Origin of the sequence: Mesorhizobium temperatum, from assembly GCF_002284575.1 — a bacterium.
Taxonomy (GTDB): domain Bacteria; phylum Pseudomonadota; class Alphaproteobacteria; order Rhizobiales; family Rhizobiaceae; genus Mesorhizobium; species Mesorhizobium temperatum.
Map to the genome: position 1 here is coordinate 1 of NZ_NPKJ01000073.1, position 18640 is coordinate 18640.

Genomic DNA, 18640 nt, shown 5'->3' on the forward strand with positions numbered 1-18640 from the left:
CCGCTGAAAACCGCTCCGCAGGCCTTCAAAAAGGCCCCATTAACCCACCAAACGCGACTTCGCTCCCCGTGCAAAGCCCTCACAAGGGGAGAAGGGAGAGCCCACGAGACAAGCGGCTCGCCCCGGAATGGGCAAGAATGAGGGCAGTTCAAAACCTGAAGCAATCGCGCCGATTGAAATGCCTGGGCAGGCTTGACTATTTTCCGGCGGCGGCTACAAGGCACGCGCGGCAACATCGCCGCCCTGCCCGCGCGGCCTTCGCAGCCGCGTCTGCTGGGGAATAGGTTAACGGTAGACCCACGGACTCTGACTCCGTTAGTCCTGGTTCGAATCCAGGTTCCCCAGCCAAAGCAATTTCAAGCACTTAGCTACCAAAATTGCCCAAAACCATGTTGCTAGGCCCTGAAATGCGTAGCAACATAACGTCTTGATTTGTAAGGCTTCGTAATGAGCGGAGGCTACGAATAGCAACATGGATAGCAACATAGCCACAACAAAAACCCCGCCGAAGCGGGGCTTTGTCGTTGCGATGCCTAGCGTCAGGCGGTGCGGTACGCCCAGGTGCCAGCTACGTAGCCCGGTCCCATGCACTCGGCAGCATAAACTGCCATCTCAATATCTGGCGCCCTTCCAATCCATTCCACCGGCAAGCCACGCTCATTCACTCGCGCCACGTAGGCGCCGCTGTCCACGTATCGCGATCTCTTTCCATCGTTAACTGTCTGCCCGCTCATTCCGCCGCTCCTTGTTGCCTTTGTTCTGAATTCATGACACTGTACCGATAGCAAACGTTTGTCGGTGCGTCAACACGAAATCGGTACACAGTCATGGTGAGTGCAGTTCAGAGTAAGATGGCGAGAGCGGCGGTCGGATGGGGTGTTCGCGATCTGGCAAAAGCTGCCGGCGTGTCTGTGGACACGATTTCACGCCTGGAACGCGGCGAAGAACTGTTACCCCGCACAATAGCTGCCATCCACGCTGCTCTAGAAAATTCTGGTGTCATCTTCCTCGCCGACGGCCAATCCGTCGACGGCGGCCCTGGCGTCCGGCTGAAATAAAAGCGCGCCCCTATCGCTAAATTCAGGGCGCGCCCTGACTGCGAAGCGTCGCAGTCGGTTCTCGCGTACCAGCGCATCCGATCCGATGCGCCAGCTGCAGAATATATCGTCGAGATACTGAACGCAACCAGCACAGTTAAGATCTTCAAGGCGCTTTCGCATAATTTGTCAATGGTGATTATGCGAAAGCGGCTATCTATACTTCGTGACATATTGCGGCTGGACTCCAGCGCTATTTTATGGAATCCATGATCATAGAACATATAGAGGGGCTTGGTCCATGAGAGACGCGCTTATCTTCGATGACATCTCCAAAATCATCGCCCAACCTCGCGGGGACTGGCGCAGGCTAGCCCACGCCGCGGCATTGGATCTTGGCGGTAAGCTAGCCACTGGATTGGCGATAGGTTTAGGAATAGCGGTCGGCCTATCGCTCGCCGGCTAGCTATTGGAAGCACAATAGTTCCGTGCGGCGGCGCCGGGCGTGAGACTGCGCGCCCCTCTGTAGACTTCCTCCCTCTCACATGCGCATGGTGCTGGTGGGAACGGGAGGGGATGATGGGAACATTGATAGCGATCGTGGGCGTATTAGAGATATTGGCAGGATTATCATTTTTCGGCGCGTCTAAATCGGCAATCCACGAAATTCTAGCCACAGCAGCCTTCGGCTTTGGAACGGTCACGTTCGCGCTTGGCGTCATTGTCGAAAAACTCGGTGCGCTCGCCCGCGCCACCAAAGGATGACCGACGGTCTGACCCGCATCACGCTGGGCGAAGCAGCAGAAAGCCCGCTAGCCGAAGCCAGCGGGCAATGGAAGATAGTCCAGGTTGGGGTCAAGCCCCGACAGATTCAATATTGATGTGCCATGAAGACAGCGCATCGTTCGAACAGATGAAAAGCCGGCGACATCGGGATCAAGCAGCGGCTTGAGCATGGCAGCGGACCAACCTGATGAAGACACCACACGGTAGCAAAGCGCGAGGCAACAAAGAAGGCCCGCGCCTCCGGCGGAGAGTGCGGGCCCGATCAGGTTAGGGTCCCCGATCTGCAGCGGGGCAGCGGGTGGCGTGCCCGCTGGTCACAGATAATTATTAGAAAACCCTAATGTTCCGCTTGACGCACCGCAACCGGAGCGGAATCCCGGTCATTCTTCGTCCCAGAAATCCTGCAGCGAGGCGTGCCGAAGGTCGTCCTCGCCCCTGAGGTGCTTCACGCGGGCCTTGATGCCCGGCTTGACCCACTGCGTTGCCGGCCGCTTTGGCATGTCCTTGGGCGGTGGCCCGGCATGTTCCTTGGACGCGCTTCCACAGCCGCTCCCGCATCTCGCGATTGACGCTGACGAAAGCACTGCCGACATATTTGCGGGTCCCGGCTCGGCCATCAGAGCGAAGGCCGGCTTGCCCCGCTCTCGTTCAACTCCGAGAAGTTCAAACTCGCTTTCGGTGAAGGATTTTGTTTTCAGCCAATTGGTAGTCGGGCCGCTGCGATATTTGCTGTCTCGACGCTTCGATACCATCCCTTCCAGGCCGGCCGCGTCGATCAGATGATAGATCGCGGCGCCAGTGCCCGGCAGCGCCTGGCTGAATTGGATGCGACCGCCATCCGGGATCATCTCGGCCAGGATCTCGCGGCGGTCCTCTAGCACCATGTCGCGCAAGTCGTGGCCGTTGAGATGCAGCAGATCGAACGCCACGAAATAGAGCTCGTGCTGGCGCCTGGTGATTCCCTTGCGCCGCGCGGCAAAATCCGAAAGGCCAGCCTCATTTAAGACGACGACTTCGCCGTCGATGATGGCGTTCTGTACGTTGAGACCTTTGGCTGCCTCGGCTAGATCGCGGTACTTGGCAGTCCAATCGAGACCGCGGCGGGTGAAAATCCGCGCGCCGCCGGCGTCTATGATGATCTGGGAGCGGTAGCCGTCGAATTTTGCTTCATGCATCCAGTCATCGCCTTGGGGCGGCTTGGCGACCAAGGTAGGCATCATCGGAGGAATGAACTCAAGCCGGCCGGGTCCGGCACGCACTAGTTTACGCACGGAATCGAGTCTAGGCCCGTCCCATCTGGTGGCTAGGGGAACGGATCATGATCATTTACTAAATTAGCAATTCTGCATGAAATGGCTTATTATTCTTCCCAGCCGGCGGACACGCCCAAACCCCGCCGGTTAGGCCCGGCGGTCGGTTGCCTACTCCGCAGCGGCTGTCGGGCCGACCATCTCAGCGAGGATGCAGCGGAAGCGCCAGAGACGATCCAAAACGCCTAGGCCGGCCTTAATCTGGTTCGCATGGCCATTGAACAGACCTGCCCGGCTGGCGTGTTGCCGAGCGAGGAAGCTGTCCTGCTGCTCTATGGTCCTGAGCCGGTCCATGAGGGCGAAGCGCTGGCCAAAGCGATAATTGAAACGGTTGAAAGACTTAGCCGATGAACGTCAAACGGCTCGCCCATGCCCGGCACCTTGCGACTAGCGTTTCCGAACCAGAAACCGGGCCTCTCGCATAAGCGAAGACCAGTCGTACCCCAGAAGAGCGATAAGGTCGCGAGCCTGCTCTTCGGTTATATTCGCTTCTTTGACCAAAGCGCTGAACGATCAAGTTGTCAGGCCCGCTGGGTGTTTTGTGCTGCTCGCCGGCCATTTGCATAATCGAGCGGCGCCGGCTATTTTCCTCCGTTGAAATCGTCAAGCACCGCTGCGAGAGCAACGCTTGCGCGTACTCGTATCGGCGCGCATCCTGTCGATATGAGGAACATGGGTCGGGAGGCGCAATTCTCGATTCAATGGGAGCCGCATGGGCATGCCCGCATTTCGCACGGACTTGTCGGCGGCGAACAGGTTGCGGTCATTGTTAAGCACAAGAACCACACCTACACCAATTCAGGCATCTATTCGGTTCATGTGCTGGGCGCTGAGCTTCGCGATCGGTTCCGAGGAATAAAAGAGGCTCGCGATGCAGGTGACGCCGAGTATGAGCGAAAGCGGCCCGGATGATGCGCTTGAGAGCCGCGGCCGGGCTTGGGTCGAGGCTCAAAAGAGCTGCCGGCGGAATAGAAAGTGGCGGCTAGGTAGGCCCCAGGCCGGGGCGCAAATGAAGCCGCCTTAAAGGGAGCGTCGCAGCGGTGGGCTTCACGGTGATTTGGTACGGGAAACAGGGCATCGTTGAAAAGACGCCCTTCGATGCCGAGAAGGCCGCAAGAGATCACGCGCTGGCGACATTCCCCGGAAAGCAGGATCACGGTATCGTAGCAGTGGAAGTACGCAAAGACGACGGCACGGTTGTATTCAGTCAAGCAGGAGGCAGTTAAGTCATTGGGCATTTGCGTTTAGAGGATGCCACTGAATGCGTCGGGTCCGCTGTCGGGGAGACAGCGGACTCAAACTGGGGCCAAGAGGGGACAAGGCCCTTTATGATCCCTATGCGGGGATCATGGTGATAACACCCGGCGGGCACTAACGTTCCGTCGGCTGAAAGATATATCCGGCGGCCGATGTCCTTAACTGGGCAAGCGCCTCGCGCCGTTGGGGGTGCCTAGCTTTATGCAGCCTTGAGGTTAATCACCCGCATCACTGCGACGACTGTTCCGTTGTTTGTAGCAGCCTCCTTCGTGCTACCCTTGCCGCAGCTCCACACGTCGCCTTCCTTGGCCGTGAATTCCATTTCCCCGGCAGTGACCTGCAGCTCGCCTTCGCTTACGCATCGGAACTCCCCGCAACTCGAATTTGAATCAATATCGCAGAGCTGTTTCCGTTCCGTTAGCTGTTACTGAAATGCCAAGCGGAACATTCGTTCGTACTCGCTGTTCTGTCGGCAGGAGGAACGAACTCTCTGGCAGCCAAGCCCCGTCCGCGGTAACATGGGACAGAGGGGACATTCTCCAACCCCAGCAAGGGAGGTCCGCCATGAAAGTCAAAGACGCAATGCATAAGGGTGTCGACTGGGTCAGCCCCGAAACCGCTGTAACCGAACTGGCGAAAATGATGCGAGCCCAGGATATCGGGTCGATTCCCATCGGAGAGAACGACCGACTGATCGGAATGGTGACCGACCGCGATATTGTCTGCAAAGGACTGGCGGAGGATGGTTTCGACAGCCGCACCGCAACGGCGCGCGATGTCATGACGGCCGGCATTCACTGCTGCCGCGAAGACGACGATCTGGACAAGGCCGTACGGCATATGGAAGAACTGAAAATCCGCAGGTTGCCGGTGATCAACAAGAATATGCGGATGGTCGGCATCCTTAGCGTCGGCGATGTCAGTCAGTCGGCACCGAGGGAGCTGGTATCCGAATACGTCAAGAGCGTTTCCGCCCATCACCACTGAAGGGCGGCTCGCCCGTGCTCTCGAGCGAAGGCCTCAGTCTGCCGCCGCGCTGGCCACAGCGCGCCGGCACTTCATGCTACAACTCTACACAGCACTGGCCGAGAAGGAGCGCCGTTGCCTGCGGGGGATAGCAGTTAGCACTATATTAGCACATGCTTGTATTTCTCCTGAAGCAGGATCATCATGCAAGCCGTTTAAGCTGGGTTTGAAGGGGTAAAGCGCCATGGAATTCGCAAGTTGCTATGACCACAGCGTGACCATTCTTGCGTCGTCAATATTCCTTAGCATCACAGCGGTTTTCATAGTTTTGGCCGCATTCGCCGCTGTACGGTTGATAGCAAATTCTGGATACGATGAGCGCGCTCTCAAAGTCTCCTAGCTCCTCGGGAACGCAGCGATAGGCACTGTAAAGCCGGCGTCTGAATTGTAGCGCGCCACTCCCTTGGTAATGCGAAGCTCTTTCAGATGGCCGTTGAAGCCATTGGTGGTTGACGTGGATCTCATACCAATGGCCAGGACGGCGGATGAGTTGAAAAGCGCATTCGCTCCGATCGTGGTCGAACTCGTCTCCATCACTCCATCGGCATAGAGGCGAAGCTTAGAGCCCGACCGTTCAAAGCATAGATGCTTCCAGCTCGTGAGAGGCACGCCGCCGCTTGCTCCAACCAAGTTGAATGTACTGGTGCCGTTTGTCGACCACACGACATCCTGCTGGTTGGCGGCATTGCACCGCCATATGTAAGAGATGTTGGGGGACGAGCCTGCATGCACGAGCAGATAGTTGCTGTTCGCGGTCGCGGCAGTGCGGGCGAACATTTCAATTGTGAAGTCGCCGGTCCCGAAATTGAAGTCCTCGCTGTCGGGAGTGGTAAGGTAATCACCTGCCCCATCGAGCAATAGCGATGACGTTCCGAACGGAGGCGCAACGCCGGTATCGAGTTGAGCGTTGCCGTTGAACGTCAGCGTGTGGCCCGACGGACTTTCGTCCGTCGCGGCGGTCGCGCCATCGGTGCCGTCGAAGCCGACGAGCAGGACGACGTTGCCGAAATACAGGTCGCTGTAGACTGTGAGATCAAACGACGCGAGATCGGCAGTTGCCGACACGTTGTCAGTAACCCGGATCACTATGCCCGTTGAAGTTCCCGGGGTGGTCGGGGTTCCTGAAACAACACCGGTTGAACTATTCAGCGTGATGCCGGTCGGCAACGTTCCGGCATGAACCGAAAACGTATAGGGCGCGGTGCCGCCCGTCGCCGAGACCGTGAATCCCGCATAGGGCACGTCTTCTTGGGGTCGATAGAACCGGAGTGCCAGAGATCGCGAGCGCCCCGCCGACTCCGCTCTGCTCGCCTGCTCCGAAACCTACAAGTTGGGTCAACATGAACATGGGTCAGGCGTCCGTCGCTGCATTGGTGGTCAGATAGATGTGGATGCCATGCAGGCGCGCGTCGACCGCCATGGTGTCGCCAGCATCACTCACGTCGCGGTAGATCTGAAACACGACAAGGTCGCCCTCGGCCGGCGTGCCACCTATAGTGATCGCCGAGCTTTCCGGGCCGATATAAATGTCATTGGTGGTGCCGCCAGTGTCGACGCTCGACTGAGCTGTACCGAAGCCCGCATCGGCCGCGTCGTCGTTAGACAAGGCAAGCCCCTGGCAGAACCAGGCAACGCCGAAATTCGTAGTCGTTGCGGCATGGCTCCAGACCGGCTTGAACGTAATGGTGCCTTCAGGATCGAAAATTGAACGTTCTCGTCTGCAGACGCGTCGAAGTCGAACGTCTTGAGCATGATCTTGTTGGTCGTCGTCTCGACCGTGCCGGCCGCAGCGCAATCAGTTGTGCGCGCCGTCATCGCGCCTGCCGGTATCCACAATGTGTGCTTACCGATCGGGCTTACTGAACCGCCGCCGGAGGTAAGCACAGCGCCGCCAAGGCTGTTCGTCGTGCCGTCCGTGTTGAACACACCTATCTCGCTGGGTCCTACCGCAATCGTCGTGGATCCCTTCGTGACGGTGATTGTATCGGCCGCATCGGTGTTGTGGACGAAGAAGAGCGCGCGTTTCACAGACGGAATCGTCAAGACACGAGTCGCAGAAAGATTGCTGGGAACGAATGTCATCGCAGACCGAAACTGTGCAGCCGTCAGCGTGACGTTGCCCGCCGTGAAATCGACCGTGTAGATATCTGCCAGGGCATTGCCGAGCGCTGCATCACCGTCATTCGACGTCTGCCATTGGCCATCCGCCTGACCATCGGCGATGGTCGGGATGTTCAGATCATTTGCCATCAACCATGTCCTTTTCGGCCAGCGCCTTTGCCAGTTTCAGAATCTCAGAGCGTTCGAAGCCGAGCGCTCTGCAGCGTGATTCAAACAGCATGAATTCGAGCGTTACCGGAAAGAGCCGGCTCGGCTTCCGGTAGTCGTCGTTGATCGCAATCTCCTCTAGAGGCTTGCGAGCACGGCAGTGCGTTCGCGCCGCGGCGCGTTGGGTGGTTCTGGTCATTGTGAATCCTTAATAGAAAAGGCCGCCTCGGAGGGCGGCATGTATCCATCCGGCGTATCGCGCCTTGTCTGGGATTTGGGCGCTGGACGTGGTAGCTTTGGCTATGTCCGAGACCGCCGCCGCGATCGCTTTCTCCGTGCCCGACTGGCCGCCCCCGAGGTCCGCTCCCGAACGGCGGAGGTCGAGTTGGCCGAGGCTCGCGGATGTGCTAGCCCGCATGCCGAACCTGCCCGTCTCGCGCCTGCTGGAGTTGCTTCCGTGGAACTGGGCGCGCGGGACCGGCGACACCTCGGCTGTGCTCGTTGAGGCGGTGGCTGCGGCATGACCACGGACGCCGTGGTTAGCTGATGCTCAACCTGATTGGTTCGATAGCACATGGTGGCGAGATGACCCAACCTACGAAAGTTGGCCCCAGGCGCATCCTATCGGCCCTTCAAGGCCGTGGTGCACGAGTGGCAACGAAATTACATCTTACTCTTCTCTCCACGTTCTATGTCGCGCGCCAGACGTTATCAAGAAATGCCGATGCAAAGGCGAGACTGGGCAACAAGGCTAAGTGGACTATCGGCCTCCTCAACGAGCGTGATTGGCACGAGTCGTACCATTCCAGTGAGCCGGAGGCTGCTCAATTCCAAGCCGAGGCTCAGAACCTAGAGTGTCCCATACGGGATCCGATGATTACAAAATATTTATCGACAGTATCTCGTACCGACATTGCCATCATCGATGTCGGGGCCGGGGCAATCACCCAAGTTGGGTATATGCATCCAGGTAAGAACATATCCATCACGCCTGTCGACCCCCTGGCAGATCACTATGCTAACGTGCTGCGCAAGAGGGGTGTCAAGCTGCCGTTCCCGACGGTTAAGGGTGACGGCGAGACGCTACTGAGCCAGTTTTCGCGGGCTAGCTTTGACATTGCATATGCGAGAAATTCTCTCGACCACACCTATGACCCAATAGCCACGATCGCGAATATGCTCGAACTTGTCAGAGACGATGGCGTGGTTTTGCTCCGCCACTACCGAGATGAAGCCGAGGGCGGCGAATACGAAGGGCTGCACCAGTGGAACTTCGATTGCAAAGATGACCGGTTCGTCATCTGGAACAAGGACACGCATGTGCTTGTTGACAAAGTTCTCGGCCCGAATGCCAAAGTCTCATGTTCCGTTCATCTTGCACGGAAGGGAGAGTGGCGTGACGAAATCCTAGTAATGATAACAAAGGCTGCTTGAACCGCCATGGGTGAGAGGGAGGGCTTGTTGGTTTGAGTCCTACGCGGCCATTTTGATGGTCTCAAGGGCTGCGTAGTAGTCGTTCTCCGCCTCGGCATGTCTTCGTCGCTCGTGCCTTCTAGAGCAGCTTCAGCTTGGCGAACAGCTTGCGCAGGGACTGCATCACCCGCTCGCCCGAGCGCCATCCGAGATCGAGATTCCAGAGCGTATCGTGATCCGGCTCGACGTTGCGTCGTTTGTATTTCTTACGTCTTACCGGCACGTCGGCGCCTCGCGTTAGGTGGACCGAATTCCCGCTCCGCCCAGATGGGGCGCTCCGGCGGCCGGAAGCCAATATGGAATTCATCCATATAAGCCAGCACGTCGTTGCCGATGCGGCGCCAGGTTTGTTCCGCAAGGTCGCGAGGCACCTCGTGGCGGTCTTCGACAACGCCAGCGTCAACCAATTCGCTAAAGAAGTCGTACCCTGACATCGTAAACATGAGCCACGCCTTGGCTTCATCGGGGCGAGCTTTATTACGTCTACGTCGTACAGGCATTGTTTTGCTCTCTATGGTTGGCGGCTGCACCACGCGAGAAGCGGGTCATAGCCAGCCGCTACGCATCGGCGTTCAAGATATTTAGTTCGTTCTCCTCCGCCGCAGTCAGAGCCGGCCGCTGCCACAGTTCCCAAACACGACGGAGCGAGTTGACCGGCATCCCGTCACGGCGGCGGTCTGTCCTTTTTCTGACAGGCATCACGCACGGCTCCCATAGTCGCGCGTCCGCGGTGCGCGGGGGGCGTCTGCCGTGTCGATATCCAGGCCCAATTCACGCACACCGCGCATGAAGGCCACGCGCGCATCACGTTCGATAGCAACGGCCGGGTGCGCCTTCTTTGTTCCGAAACGGTCAGTGATGACGATGCCGTCCGTTTTAAGAATCTTGCGAGCCTCTTCGCCGCGGTCGTGCGCCTCTGCGGCCTTTACTAGGATCTTGAAGTGGTAAGTTTCGAGATCAAAGTCCTCGACAATTCCGGCCACCCATTTGCGCGTTGCCGCTTCCAAATGGGCCGGAATCTTATGTTCCGACATTGGTCTGTCTCGCTGGTTTGATGAAAAAATCAGAACGATTCGGGGTAAGGCGCATACACACAAAGGTTTGCGGCCGGTCGCCGTGAGTAGAGGCCGTGAAGAAATGACCTCCCCCTTGGGGGCTACCTGATACCACGCAGCCGCATTGCGGCCTCGGCCCTGCGCGCCGCCTCGGCTCGACGTCTGACAGCCGCGGTAGCGTTGTCCGAGGCGCGCAAACTGGCAGATGTAGTTTCGTATGCTGGGAAAGCAGTCAGCGTGATTTCATAGAGGTCAATCTCGGTTACTGTCCGCAGCGGCAGCCGATCTCCGCCGTCTTGCCACTCCTCCGCCAACCATTGTCCGGCGAACGAGCAAACCTTTGACATCCTGGCGGCCAACCGTGCCTATGGCGGTCTGCCCTTCTGGTGTAGACGGATCTACGTCAAGACTAAAATAGAGGCCAATTTGGTCCTGCTTGAGCGTGAGCGATTTAGCGCTAGTGCGACCCAAAACCCTACCGGTGTCGTGGTCCAGCAGAGCGACGATATCGTTTCGCTTCAGGGAGGCTGTAAATGCAGCGGGAGCAATCTTTTCCCTAAAACTCCCTCCAATGGTCGCAATGTCGTGAAAGCGCACGCAGTATCCGCTTATGACGTTATCGGCCATTCAGTTTTCGCTCCGCTTCCCTAAGTCTCGCCTCGCGTCGTCCTAGCTTTGATTTGGCCCGAAGCTCTGCCGCGATCTCCTTTGGGTCCGTGGACGCAAATTGGACTTTGCCATCAGGCAACGCAATTTTTGCGGGTGTACGTTGTGCTCTTTGAGCGCGCGGCGTTTGCCTTCTCAACCATGGTAGCCGGCCTCCTTTGCCGCACGGAGACAGCGGTCAAGATGTCCGTCATGACGATCGCCGCAGAAGTTTGGCTGAAGCGGAACAAGCTCCGTCCACTCGACGTCCTCGGCGCTGAACTGATCAAGCAGCGAGTCATAGTCGGCACGCGCCACCTTCAGCGCTTCGATCGCTTTTTGCCATCGCCTGGACGCGCCGGCCGTACTCAGGCTTAACCGCGGCGCGAACCTTTGTGGAGGCAGCGCCTTTAGCAGCTTGAAGACGCGCCGCGAGCACTGCCAACGCTGCAGCAATGTCTGCGGTTTCGGTAGCTATTTCCCTGACGCGGCGGCGTGGCGCGTTGTCGGTATCAACAGCCTCGCCGAGCAGTGCCGCTACGCTTGCGCTGTACTCTTTACGTGGTGCGGTACGGATATCTTTTTCGAGCCGCTTCGTCTCCGCGGCGAGTTCGGACTGACGTGCCGAAAGGGCCGCCTGCTTGCCGAGTAGATCTGCATATTCAGGCGAAGCGTCGGCCAGCGACGGCACGGCGAATTCTTGCTTCTTCATTTCGAGGCTCCAAACAGGTCGCGGACGCAGTCGCGGTAGGCGCTGCCATTGATGGTCGTACTCTTCAGATATCCTGAGTGTTGCCACCGTGAAGCGTCGGAACCAGGCTTTACAAAGCGACGGACGGTACCATCGGCATAGTGAATGGTGACGCCCGGCCACGTCGACACGAACTCAATTTGCATATGGCTCGAGTTTTCAGGGGCGTCTGTGAGTACGTCCAAGAAATTGCCTGCGGAGAACTGAAGGCTGGCAGGCAGCACATCGATTGGCGTGCCTGCTGGCGTTAGTTCGCGGTAAGTTGCGACGGCATCAGCAACGCGCGAGAGAGGCGCGTCAGACGCGAGTCCGATCAGGAGCGTGACGAAGTCAGCACGATCGAGTTCAGGCGCCTTGCCTGGCGCGCCCGCAGGCAGCAGGCCATGTTCGGTGAGGCGGCGAGAAACGGTAACGCCGCGAGATTTCGGAATGCCAATTCGCCGCTCGATAGCGGCGATGGCGTCATTGGTTGTGGTCACGATTGTTCCTTTGGAATTTTGCGCAAATTTCAGATGTTCCGGTCAAAAAAAAGAGCCGCGCACCCGAGGGCGGCGGCTCGATTGGTCCCGTCTGATGAAATGCACCAATGACGGGTTGCACTCGACGGTGACGATGCGTCGGGCGCAAAGAAATTCGTGGGGATACTTCGATCCCTACAAGCTAAAGCCGGATTTGTGGCAAGTTGTGTTACGCGGCTAGCAACATAGCCACCTTCCCCAACGCGTCATTTGCAGCGCGCACGTATCTCTGCCTCGTCATGACAAGGTCTGCGCCGGCTTCGGCTGCTGTGACTCTACTGGTTGCGAGCGACAGGATGCGCATGTCATCGCAATCCAGGTTCTCCGCAAGCCACTTCTGCACAATGATGCGAACCGCCGCGTCGGCCGCTCGCTTCGCGTGTCCGTCGTGGCTGGAGCCGCCACCGTGGAGCCGAGACACGCCGCCTATGAACCCATCAGGGTCGCCATAGCCTGTAGGAAGGTAGGTTATCGGTGGGGGCAAAGAAGTGTTGGCGTATGCCGCGGCTAGCACAGCGGACCTGGCCGCAGCGCCATCTTTCACGCCCGAGAAGAACGGCGTACGCACTGCTCCTAACGGCTCTATTGGCGCTCGCCGGAACGGCTCAGGCTCCCACGCACCGGCAAGCTCAAGATACGATCGGACGCGCCCTGCCTTTCTTGCTGAGACCGCGCCCGATCATGGCGCCGGCCGGGATCCTGATATCGCCCGTCACGACCTTTCCCAAGACAAGAACCGGCCCGCGTTCACTACGCACGGACATCGTGAACGTCAAAGCGCCAATGTGCCAAGTGCGATGTCGCCACCGCTCGCTGTGTGTCCGCCCATGGCCGGTACGCACAGCCACGCGGCCAAACATGCTGCGCCTGATCTCCTGTATATCGGGTCGCATGCGCCACCCCGCGCCTACGGCTTCCTTGTCCAGCGTCTCGAAAGGATCTGGCAGGCAATCCGGCACGTGCGGTGCCAAAAGCGCGTCCACAGCCTCAAGGGCGGCAAGCCGCATGTTGTCGTTCGATGCCTTAAGACGCTTCTGTGTTGGCGTGGTGGTGATGCGAACGCGATCGTCTGGCAAGTCGTCCAACCAGGTGCGGCGGGAGGCCAAGCTCGTGAAGTCTTCAGCGTTTTTTGGGTTGGTCATGGGTGGTCATCCCATTCGAGGGAACCGGCCAGGCCGGGCAGTCCCGCCAGCAATGCGCCGACGGGTATTTACTGAATGAAAATGGGATGCTCGGGCACCCAAGGCGCGGTTCCGGCCAGGCCGGTCTTCATCACTCGCCAAAGCGGCGGCGGTCGTTCTGTCATCCCAAACTACTGTGGGTGCCCATAGTAGTTTTACCAGCTATATACGGGTGAGAGGCAAAAAAAGCAGGTTTTGATTTTCCGAAAAATCAAAATTAATCAAAAAAGCCTGCGTGAGATGGCAGCGGGTGCGGCGGAATCGCCCCGGCCGGAGATCGAAAGGCCCCCCTTAGTCGTCTTTCTTCAAGTCCTCGGCTTCGTCTTTGATCTTCGCCCAATCGTTGCCATGCTTGCGAAGCAGCGCCCGCGCCTGATTGGGCGACAAGTCAGTGACTTCCGTCAGGTGTTCAACCTCTAGCTCTGCACCCTTCTTAACTCGACTAATGTCGCTCGTCTTTTTGACTGCCATTTGTCGTCTCCTTTGCCCACGGTCAGTGGCAACGAGTGTCGAACATTGAGGTTCCACCCATGTGGAACAAACTGCCTGCCGCGTGGTTTCTACCGCCGAAGGAGACCCACACCATGCTTCGATTCCTCATCCGCCTCGGCGCGCTGTACGCGGCATTCGCAATTGGTCGCGAGTTCGGCCGGCGCGAAACCGAAGTCATGCTATTGCCTCCTGCGGACGACGATCGCCGCCCGTCGGAAGGAAACGAGGCGGAATTCGGAGAGCCGACTTAGGTGCTATGCCGCCCGCCTCATTCTCGATCTGCTCGTTGTCATTCGCCGGCCGCAAGTCTGGCCGTAGCTTCCATAGTGCTTCCCATGAAATGCGGCGAACCTGGACCGTTCCGACATCGTTGGTGGTGGCGACGCTTGTTGAGCGAGTTGCGATGGTGGTCATCCTGCTTTCCCATTGGTGCGCCAGACGCTGCTTTCAATGATTGGATATGTCTCGCCATCGCGCTCTACGATGACGATGAAGCTCAAGTTTTCATTGTCGTCTTCCGTTCCGGTTATTCCGACAACATCCAGTTCGCGGTCTTCGGAGTCCGTTGCTTTGAACGCTTTAATCGGAAGCACGAAGCGTGGCCCGGTTCCGGGTTCGGCTTCCCTAGGTTCGGCTAGGACTTCGCGGACAATCTCTTCGAATTGCTCCGGTTCCATCATGCGGCGTCCTGCCGAGGCACAAAGAGCTTATCGTACGTGACCTCGCAAACCTTGCTGATGTTACACCGCAGTTCCCGACCGTGGAGTTCTTCCGTGTCCTCGATTTCACGCCCGAGGTCGAGACACCTGGCTATGCGAGCAAGGAACGCTTGGCCGCGCTTTTGCTTCTCCTCATCGGATGATTGAGCAAGAAACGTATGGTCCACCTCAACGGCCGGCTGTGATCGCAGGAAGCGTATCGAAAGGTGCAGAACCACTTGCTGGTTATATTCATCCAGCCACGAAACGGTGCTGCCTGTGATTTCAGCAATGAAGCTTCCGGTTGGCGAGAACGGCCCGACGTCACCAATCCAGACGGCCGGCTCTTCCTCCACTTCGTTATCGTTATCGGGTTCGGCCGGCTTGGCGGGTTTGACAGGCTTGGCTTTGGCCTTGGACTTCGCGGCCGGCTTGGGCTTCCGTTCTCTTGGTTTCCTCTCGCCCTTTGGATCCTCGAGATATCGCTGCTCTGTTGTCCAGCGCCGCAGATGCATTCGCTCAATGCTTTCACCAGCCGCTTCCCGCCATGCGCGCGCAGAATCCATCATCGCTGCATGCAATTCTGCTTCTGGCGCAAGCTCGTCATACGCGCGCCTTGCGGCTCCAATCTCTGCGCGGACTCCGTACTCGCGATAGAGTTCTTCGAATGACTTTTTCTCTTTACCTTGCGCCGTCTCCGCGTCGGTGGCCACAAGGCCAACCGAAAGCGGCGCCGAAGGCGCGGCGCATTCATTGTCCTCCTTACATGTAACCCCGTCTGTCGACGGGTTAATGTATGAGGGTCTTTGTCCCAGCAGGTGGGACGCTGCGTCGCTTAGTGTCCCGGTAGAGTGGGACACCTCTGTCCCGGTAGAGTGGGACGCTACAGATTCCTCGTTTGCGTCCCGGTAGAGTGGGACGCTATCGATTTCTACCGATGGCAAGCTGCCCTGCGCGGCAAGCTCCAACACGTTGAGAACGGGTACATAGCGCGAGCCGCTGCGCCCCTTGCCGGTGAAGCGGCGCACCAACCAGCCGGCTTCTATGAGGAGAATAATCGCCCGCTGCACAGCTGAGCGGGAAAGATGCCTGGCGCCATCGGGGGCACGTGATCTCATGGTAGTGACTATGTGCCGGACAGATGCAAGCGCATCGCCATTGCTGCGCATGTACCAGCCAATCAAGAAGCGATAGACGATACGCGCCGGGTCGGTCAGCCGCAGGTCGTAGTCGATAAGCTGCGACATCCTAAACTGCGCAACCGGGCCGGCCGGCTCGCCTACGTTGTGTGTCCAATATTCGCGGGTGAGCGATGGCTTAGGCTGCGTTTCGGTCATCGGCGTTCAGGCCTCCCAAGGCTACGCCAGCGGCGCGCGAAATTTCTTCGACAAGTGATGGTGCAAAGGTCGCGACGCGCAGGCCGCCTGATTGCGGCCCGTACGTCATGCGTCGGCCATCCGGCTTTTCAACGAGCTTAAGCCCGTACAAACGGCACTCGTCGGTGAGCGCGATGTCGAAGCGCGCGATCGTGCTGCCGAAGCCTGGAGGCTCCGGTCGGATACTGAGGATTTTCAAGGGATGTTCCCGGTATTTGAAGTTGCCGCGGCTGTTTCCGCGGTGGTTTTTATGCTGGTGGGTCAGGCAGGCTTGCGTACCCGCTGGCTTTTGCGCCAGGCAAGAGCCGCTTGGACTGCAGCCATCTCGGCGTCGAGTTCGGCTAGCGTCATCTCTGAAAGGGGCTTGGTCATGCCGCCCTCTCCTGCTCAGATATCCAGTTCGCCAACGTGCTCTTCCGCGCCCACACGGTTTCACCCAGCCGAAAATGCGGCAGGCCGCCTTTTGAGACTAAGTGATAAATGGCCCGCCGCGGGAAGCCTAGGTGTTTGGCGATTGCGTCGGCGCCGCGCAAGATATCCGCGGCCAGGTTGTCGTTCGAATGGTCCATGATTTCCCCTGTTCCAGCACCATAAGGCGCAGAAATTGCACACGCCTAAGCGCGCTCCAAAAAGCAAAAGTTTGATGAGGGGTTCGGGCCGCCGTTCGATTGGGCGGGAGACGCTAGTCGCCGGTGCAAGCCCGGACTTACACACTATCTAAGAATCTCACCAAATTTGAGCAAGTGTTACAAATTTAGATCGCATGTTGCTATTAGTCCGTTAGTCATGCTATCGGTTGCCATCCTTTCTGGAGGCTTCCCGATGTCATTGCGCGAACGGACCTGGACCACCAAAAGTGGCGAGGTAAAGTCGGCCTATATCATTGATTATTATACGCAGACCGGAAAGCGTCACATCAAGACGTTTGCCAAGAAGAAAGACGCGCAAGCTTTCGAGGCCAAGACTCGGATCGAGGTCAACGACCATGTTCATGTTGCCGACCGCGAGACGGTGACGATCGCAGAAGCCGGCAAGCTCTGGCTGAAAAGCTGCGATGGCTTCGAGCGGTCCACGGTCGCGCAATACACTCAGCACCTAGATATCCACATCGTGCCGTTCATCGGCAAGCGAAAGCTCACCGAGGTTACGGTCCCCTTCGTGCGGCAGTTCATGGACACGCTTCGCGAACAGGATCGATCCGACGCGATGTTGCGGAACGTGCGCATAAGCCTTGGCGCCATCTTGAGCGATGCGCAGGAGCGCGGACTTGTCGTGCTGAACGCCGTTAAGGAAATGAGCCGCAACAAGAAGGGCCGCGCGAAGGCCAAGGAGCGCCACAAGGGACAACTTCAGGTTGGCGTGGACATTCCAACGCCGCAGGAGGTGCGGGCCATCCTAGACCACGCGCATGGCCGCGTGCGCGTGTTCCTCATGACTGCGGTCCTCACAGGCATGCGCGCCAGTGAACTTCGGGGCTTGCGCTGGTCTGATGTCGATCTCACCAAGGCCGAAATCACAGTTCGCCAGCGTGCCGATGCATATCAGGAAATCGGATCCCCGAAATCCAAAAAGGGACGGCGTACGATTCCTCTGATCACAGCCTTGGTGAAGGCTCTGCGCGAATGGCAAGTCGAATGTCCGAAGGGTGATCTCGGGCTCGTGTTCCCGAACACGGAGGGAAACATCGAGTGGCACGCCAATATCGTCAAGCGCTGGCTGCATCCTACCCTTGAGGCGGCAGGCGTGGTCACAGATACTGGCGATATAGATAAGGACGGCAAGCCGATCATGGTGGCGAAGTACACTGGCCTTCATGCCCTACGGCACTTCTATGCCTCATGGTGTATCAATCGTCCGGAGGATGGTGGCCTCGGTCTGCCTGCAAAGGTCGTGCAGGACCGCATGGGCCATTCGTCAATCGTGGTGACGCTGGACACGTATGGCCATTTGTTCCCGAAGGGCGACGACACAACCGCCATGGACGCCGCGGCCTCTTCTCTTTTCGGCTTATAGCGACACAGCAGCGACATGCGGCAACAAATCGTAATGATTTCAATGTCTGCGGACGGACTCTGACTCCGTTAGTCCTGGTTCGAATCCAGGTTCCCCAGCCATCTTTCTTTTTCCGACAAAAACAATAGCTCTCGCGCGGTGAGCGGCGGGCTTATGATCGCGAGGATCGGCGGCTAAGCTAAACCCCCGCGCGAGAGCTATTGTTCTTCGCAGGTGGTGCAGGCGGAGGAACAATCGCCTTGCTGCTTTCGCCAGGCGCGTCAGCTGGAATCAACGTTATGAGTGCAGGATTTGGAGAATGATCGAGTGTCGCACCCGTCATTGCATCTACGCCCACTCCTATCACTCCGCCGAGTAGAATATTGCCGGCAAGACCGGCAGCGCCTTTTCCGCTCATTTTCGTGCCAATATAAATGCTGCCCGGTTTATATCCCTCTTTCTCGGCAAAGGCGGTGAAGCCCTCTTTCCGACTTACTTCGACAGTACAAGGCGACATTGGGCATGAATGACCAAGTGAAGTTCTGATCGTAGCGTCTGGTGGTTCGGAGTTGATGGAGACTTTGTCGCTCGTACCGCGCACAACCGACGCGCAGCCCGACATAGCAACCGTTGCCGCCATGGCAGCACAAAGATGGATTTTCATTAAGATTCCCCCCAGGTGCATTAGTGGCGCAACGCCGAGGTCTGCGCAAGCAGAGTTACTGGAAGGGTTGGGTAGCTAGCAAAAAAGCAACGCTAGTTGCACAGCGGTTGC

General features: G+C 58.1%; 24 protein-coding genes, 1 tRNA gene and 1 pseudogene. 9 read left to right on the forward strand and 17 right to left on the reverse strand.

The annotated features are described in order from the left end of the window. The first annotated feature begins 274 nt into the window (after positions 1-274). The 3 genes from CIT26_RS30980 to CIT26_RS30990 all read left to right on the forward strand — a co-directional run bounded on the left by CIT26_RS30980 (position 275) and on the right by CIT26_RS30990 (position 1802). Positions 275-348, forward strand: a tRNA-Gln gene (locus CIT26_RS30980). A 503-nt stretch (positions 349-851) separates the two neighbouring features. Then, positions 852-1058 carry a helix-turn-helix domain-containing protein gene (locus tag CIT26_RS30985; protein WP_095496098.1) on the forward strand — a complete coding sequence of 69 codons (207 nt, stop codon included), beginning with the start codon at positions 852-854 and terminating at the stop codon, positions 1056-1058. 558 nt (positions 1059-1616) lie between these two features. Beyond that, positions 1617-1802, forward strand: coding sequence for a hypothetical protein (locus tag CIT26_RS30990; RefSeq protein WP_143747958.1), 186 nt, complete (start codon positions 1617-1619; stop codon positions 1800-1802). A gap of 401 nt (positions 1803-2203) precedes the next feature. Here the strand turns inward: CIT26_RS30990 and CIT26_RS30995 are convergent. Next, positions 2204-3043 (reverse strand): annotated as a pseudogene (locus CIT26_RS30995) (ATP-dependent DNA ligase). Positions 3044-4173: 1130 nt separating this feature from the next. On the opposite strand from CIT26_RS30995, the gene CIT26_RS31005 reads away from it, so the two are divergent. Next, on the forward strand, positions 4174-4359 hold the full coding sequence (locus CIT26_RS31005; protein WP_095496101.1) for a hypothetical protein: 186 nt from the start codon (positions 4174-4176) through the stop codon (positions 4357-4359). A 595-nt stretch (positions 4360-4954) separates the two neighbouring features. Continuing rightward, positions 4955-5377: a CBS domain-containing protein gene (locus CIT26_RS31010; RefSeq protein WP_095496102.1), complete on the forward strand. Its 423-nt coding sequence runs from the start codon at positions 4955-4957 to the stop codon at positions 5375-5377. A gap of 375 nt (positions 5378-5752) precedes the next feature. On the opposite strand, the gene CIT26_RS31015 is transcribed toward CIT26_RS31010, so the two are convergent. The 3 genes from CIT26_RS31015 to CIT26_RS31030 all read right to left on the reverse strand — a co-directional run bounded on the left by CIT26_RS31015 (position 5753) and on the right by CIT26_RS31030 (position 7883). Then, positions 5753-6658 (reverse strand): LamG domain-containing protein, encoded by a 906-nt coding sequence (locus CIT26_RS31015; protein ID WP_167391601.1) that lies wholly within the window; start codon positions 6656-6658, stop codon positions 5753-5755. A 249-nt stretch (positions 6659-6907) separates the two neighbouring features. Further along, positions 6908-7666 (reverse strand): hypothetical protein, encoded by a 759-nt coding sequence (locus CIT26_RS36225; protein ID WP_143747959.1) that lies wholly within the window; start codon positions 7664-7666, stop codon positions 6908-6910. Then, the gene (locus CIT26_RS31030) at positions 7656-7883 is read right to left on the reverse strand and encodes a hypothetical protein (RefSeq protein ID WP_095496106.1); all 228 of its coding nucleotides are present in this window, start codon (positions 7881-7883) and stop codon (positions 7656-7658) included. The genes CIT26_RS36225 and CIT26_RS31030 overlap by 11 nt, the downstream gene beginning before the upstream one ends. Before the next feature lie 347 nt (positions 7884-8230). Between CIT26_RS31030 and CIT26_RS31040 the strand changes: the two genes are divergently transcribed. Continuing rightward, on the forward strand, positions 8231-9118 hold the full coding sequence (locus CIT26_RS31040) for a class I SAM-dependent methyltransferase (RefSeq protein WP_095496108.1): 888 nt from the start codon (positions 8231-8233) through the stop codon (positions 9116-9118). 118 nt (positions 9119-9236) lie between these two features. On the opposite strand, the gene CIT26_RS36905 is transcribed toward CIT26_RS31040, so the two are convergent. Beyond that, positions 9237-9380: a hypothetical protein gene (locus tag CIT26_RS36905; protein WP_167391602.1), complete on the reverse strand. Its 144-nt coding sequence runs from the start codon at positions 9378-9380 to the stop codon at positions 9237-9239. A gap of 73 nt (positions 9381-9453) precedes the next feature. On the opposite strand from CIT26_RS36905, the gene CIT26_RS38380 reads away from it, so the two are divergent. Further along, complete coding sequence (locus tag CIT26_RS38380) at positions 9454-9588, forward strand: hypothetical protein (RefSeq protein ID WP_280951147.1); 135 nt, start codon at positions 9454-9456, stop codon at positions 9586-9588. A 267-nt stretch (positions 9589-9855) separates the two neighbouring features. Here the strand turns inward: CIT26_RS38380 and CIT26_RS31045 are convergent, their stop codons facing one another. The 7 genes from CIT26_RS31045 to CIT26_RS31075 all read right to left on the reverse strand — a co-directional run bounded on the left by CIT26_RS31045 (position 9856) and on the right by CIT26_RS31075 (position 13778). Further along, complete coding sequence (locus CIT26_RS31045; RefSeq protein ID WP_095496109.1) at positions 9856-10191, reverse strand: P27 family phage terminase small subunit; 336 nt, start codon at positions 10189-10191, stop codon at positions 9856-9858. Between the two features lie 122 nt (positions 10192-10313). After that, positions 10314-10559 carry an HK97 family phage prohead protease gene (locus CIT26_RS38965; protein ID WP_425350390.1) on the reverse strand — a complete coding sequence of 82 codons (246 nt, stop codon included), beginning with the start codon at positions 10557-10559 and terminating at the stop codon, positions 10314-10316. Continuing rightward, complete coding sequence (locus CIT26_RS31050; RefSeq protein ID WP_245319627.1) at positions 10465-10839, reverse strand: HK97 family phage prohead protease; 375 nt, start codon at positions 10837-10839, stop codon at positions 10465-10467. The genes CIT26_RS38965 and CIT26_RS31050 overlap by 95 nt, the downstream gene beginning before the upstream one ends. A gap of 316 nt (positions 10840-11155) precedes the next feature. Further along, on the reverse strand, positions 11156-11569 hold the full coding sequence (locus tag CIT26_RS31055; RefSeq protein WP_095496110.1) for a hypothetical protein: 414 nt from the start codon (positions 11567-11569) through the stop codon (positions 11156-11158). Beyond that, on the reverse strand, positions 11566-12087 hold the full coding sequence (locus CIT26_RS31060; RefSeq protein WP_095496111.1) for a hypothetical protein: 522 nt from the start codon (positions 12085-12087) through the stop codon (positions 11566-11568). The genes CIT26_RS31055 and CIT26_RS31060 overlap by 4 nt, the downstream gene beginning before the upstream one ends. A 668-nt stretch (positions 12088-12755) precedes the next feature. After that, on the reverse strand, positions 12756-13268 hold the full coding sequence (locus tag CIT26_RS31070) for a hypothetical protein (RefSeq protein ID WP_095496113.1): 513 nt from the start codon (positions 13266-13268) through the stop codon (positions 12756-12758). A 330-nt stretch (positions 13269-13598) separates the two neighbouring features. Next, the gene (locus CIT26_RS31075; RefSeq protein ID WP_095496114.1) at positions 13599-13778 is read right to left on the reverse strand and encodes a DUF3606 domain-containing protein; all 180 of its coding nucleotides are present in this window, start codon (positions 13776-13778) and stop codon (positions 13599-13601) included. 59 nt (positions 13779-13837) lie between these two features. On the opposite strand from CIT26_RS31075, the gene CIT26_RS31080 reads away from it, so the two are divergent. After that, a complete protein-coding gene (locus CIT26_RS31080) occupies positions 13838-14050 on the forward strand; it encodes a hypothetical protein (RefSeq protein WP_143747960.1) in 213 nt (70 codons plus the stop codon). Between the two features lie 159 nt (positions 14051-14209). Here CIT26_RS31080 and CIT26_RS31085 read toward each other — a convergent pair whose 3' ends face one another. The 4 genes from CIT26_RS31085 to CIT26_RS31100 form a co-directional block, all read right to left on the reverse strand. Beyond that, complete coding sequence (locus CIT26_RS31085) at positions 14210-14479, reverse strand: hypothetical protein (protein WP_095496115.1); 270 nt, start codon at positions 14477-14479, stop codon at positions 14210-14212. Beyond that, positions 14476-15834 (reverse strand): helix-turn-helix domain-containing protein, encoded by a 1359-nt coding sequence (locus CIT26_RS31090; RefSeq protein WP_095496116.1) that lies wholly within the window; start codon positions 15832-15834, stop codon positions 14476-14478. Before CIT26_RS31090 ends, CIT26_RS31085 begins: the two co-directional genes overlap by 4 nt. Further along, positions 15815-16072 carry a hypothetical protein gene (locus CIT26_RS31095; protein ID WP_095496117.1) on the reverse strand — a complete coding sequence of 86 codons (258 nt, stop codon included), beginning with the start codon at positions 16070-16072 and terminating at the stop codon, positions 15815-15817. The genes CIT26_RS31090 and CIT26_RS31095 overlap by 20 nt, the downstream gene beginning before the upstream one ends. A gap of 169 nt (positions 16073-16241) precedes the next feature. Then, on the reverse strand, positions 16242-16442 hold the full coding sequence (locus tag CIT26_RS31100) for a DNA-binding protein (RefSeq protein WP_095496118.1): 201 nt from the start codon (positions 16440-16442) through the stop codon (positions 16242-16244). A gap of 253 nt (positions 16443-16695) precedes the next feature. Between CIT26_RS31100 and CIT26_RS31105 the strand changes: the two genes are divergently transcribed. Then, positions 16696-17886, forward strand: coding sequence for a tyrosine-type recombinase/integrase (locus tag CIT26_RS31105; protein WP_095496119.1), 1191 nt, complete (start codon positions 16696-16698; stop codon positions 17884-17886). 178 nt (positions 17887-18064) lie between these two features. Here the strand turns inward: CIT26_RS31105 and CIT26_RS31110 are convergent, their stop codons facing one another. Next, entirely contained in the window at positions 18065-18529 is a 465-nt protein-coding gene (locus CIT26_RS31110) for a translation initiation factor 2 (protein ID WP_095496236.1), read from the reverse strand. Positions 18530-18640: the final 111 nt, after the last annotated feature.

Excerpts from the sequence above, each read along its gene's own strand:
- CIT26_RS30985 (WP_095496098.1), top strand. The coding sequence starts at position 852 with ATGGCGAGAGCGGCGGTCGGATGGGGTGTTCGCGATCTGGCAAAAGCT.
- CIT26_RS30990 (WP_143747958.1), top strand. The coding sequence starts at position 1,617 with ATGGGAACATTGATAGCGATCGTGGGCGTATTAGAGATATTGGCAGGA.
- CIT26_RS31010 (WP_095496102.1), top strand. The coding sequence starts at position 4,955 with ATGAAAGTCAAAGACGCAATGCATAAGGGTGTCGACTGGGTCAGCCCC.
- CIT26_RS36225 (WP_143747959.1), bottom strand. The coding sequence starts at position 7,666 with ATGGCAAATGATCTGAACATCCCGACCATCGCCGATGGTCAGGCGGAT.
- CIT26_RS31030 (WP_095496106.1), bottom strand. The coding sequence starts at position 7,883 with ATGACCAGAACCACCCAACGCGCCGCGGCGCGAACGCACTGCCGTGCT.
- CIT26_RS31040 (WP_095496108.1), top strand. The coding sequence starts at position 8,231 with ATGCTCAACCTGATTGGTTCGATAGCACATGGTGGCGAGATGACCCAA.
- CIT26_RS38380 (WP_280951147.1), top strand. The coding sequence starts at position 9,454 with ATGGAATTCATCCATATAAGCCAGCACGTCGTTGCCGATGCGGCGCCA.
- CIT26_RS31045 (WP_095496109.1), bottom strand. The coding sequence starts at position 10,191 with ATGTCGGAACATAAGATTCCGGCCCATTTGGAAGCGGCAACGCGCAAA.
- CIT26_RS38965 (WP_425350390.1), bottom strand. The coding sequence starts at position 10,559 with ATGTCAAAGGTTTGCTCGTTCGCCGGACAATGGTTGGCGGAGGAGTGG.
- CIT26_RS31050 (WP_245319627.1), bottom strand. The coding sequence starts at position 10,839 with ATGGCCGATAACGTCATAAGCGGATACTGCGTGCGCTTTCACGACATT.
- CIT26_RS31055 (WP_095496110.1), bottom strand. The coding sequence starts at position 11,569 with ATGAAGAAGCAAGAATTCGCCGTGCCGTCGCTGGCCGACGCTTCGCCT.
- CIT26_RS31070 (WP_095496113.1), bottom strand. The coding sequence starts at position 13,268 with ATGACCAACCCAAAAAACGCTGAAGACTTCACGAGCTTGGCCTCCCGC.
- CIT26_RS31075 (WP_095496114.1), bottom strand. The coding sequence starts at position 13,778 with ATGGCAGTCAAAAAGACGAGCGACATTAGTCGAGTTAAGAAGGGTGCA.
- CIT26_RS31080 (WP_143747960.1), top strand. The coding sequence starts at position 13,838 with ATGTGGAACAAACTGCCTGCCGCGTGGTTTCTACCGCCGAAGGAGACC.
- CIT26_RS31085 (WP_095496115.1), bottom strand. The coding sequence starts at position 14,479 with ATGATGGAACCGGAGCAATTCGAAGAGATTGTCCGCGAAGTCCTAGCC.
- CIT26_RS31090 (WP_095496116.1), bottom strand. The coding sequence starts at position 15,834 with ATGACCGAAACGCAGCCTAAGCCATCGCTCACCCGCGAATATTGGACA.
- CIT26_RS31100 (WP_095496118.1), bottom strand. The coding sequence starts at position 16,442 with ATGGACCATTCGAACGACAACCTGGCCGCGGATATCTTGCGCGGCGCC.
- CIT26_RS31105 (WP_095496119.1), top strand. The coding sequence starts at position 16,696 with ATGTCATTGCGCGAACGGACCTGGACCACCAAAAGTGGCGAGGTAAAG.
- CIT26_RS31110 (WP_095496236.1), bottom strand. The coding sequence starts at position 18,529 with ATGAAAATCCATCTTTGTGCTGCCATGGCGGCAACGGTTGCTATGTCG.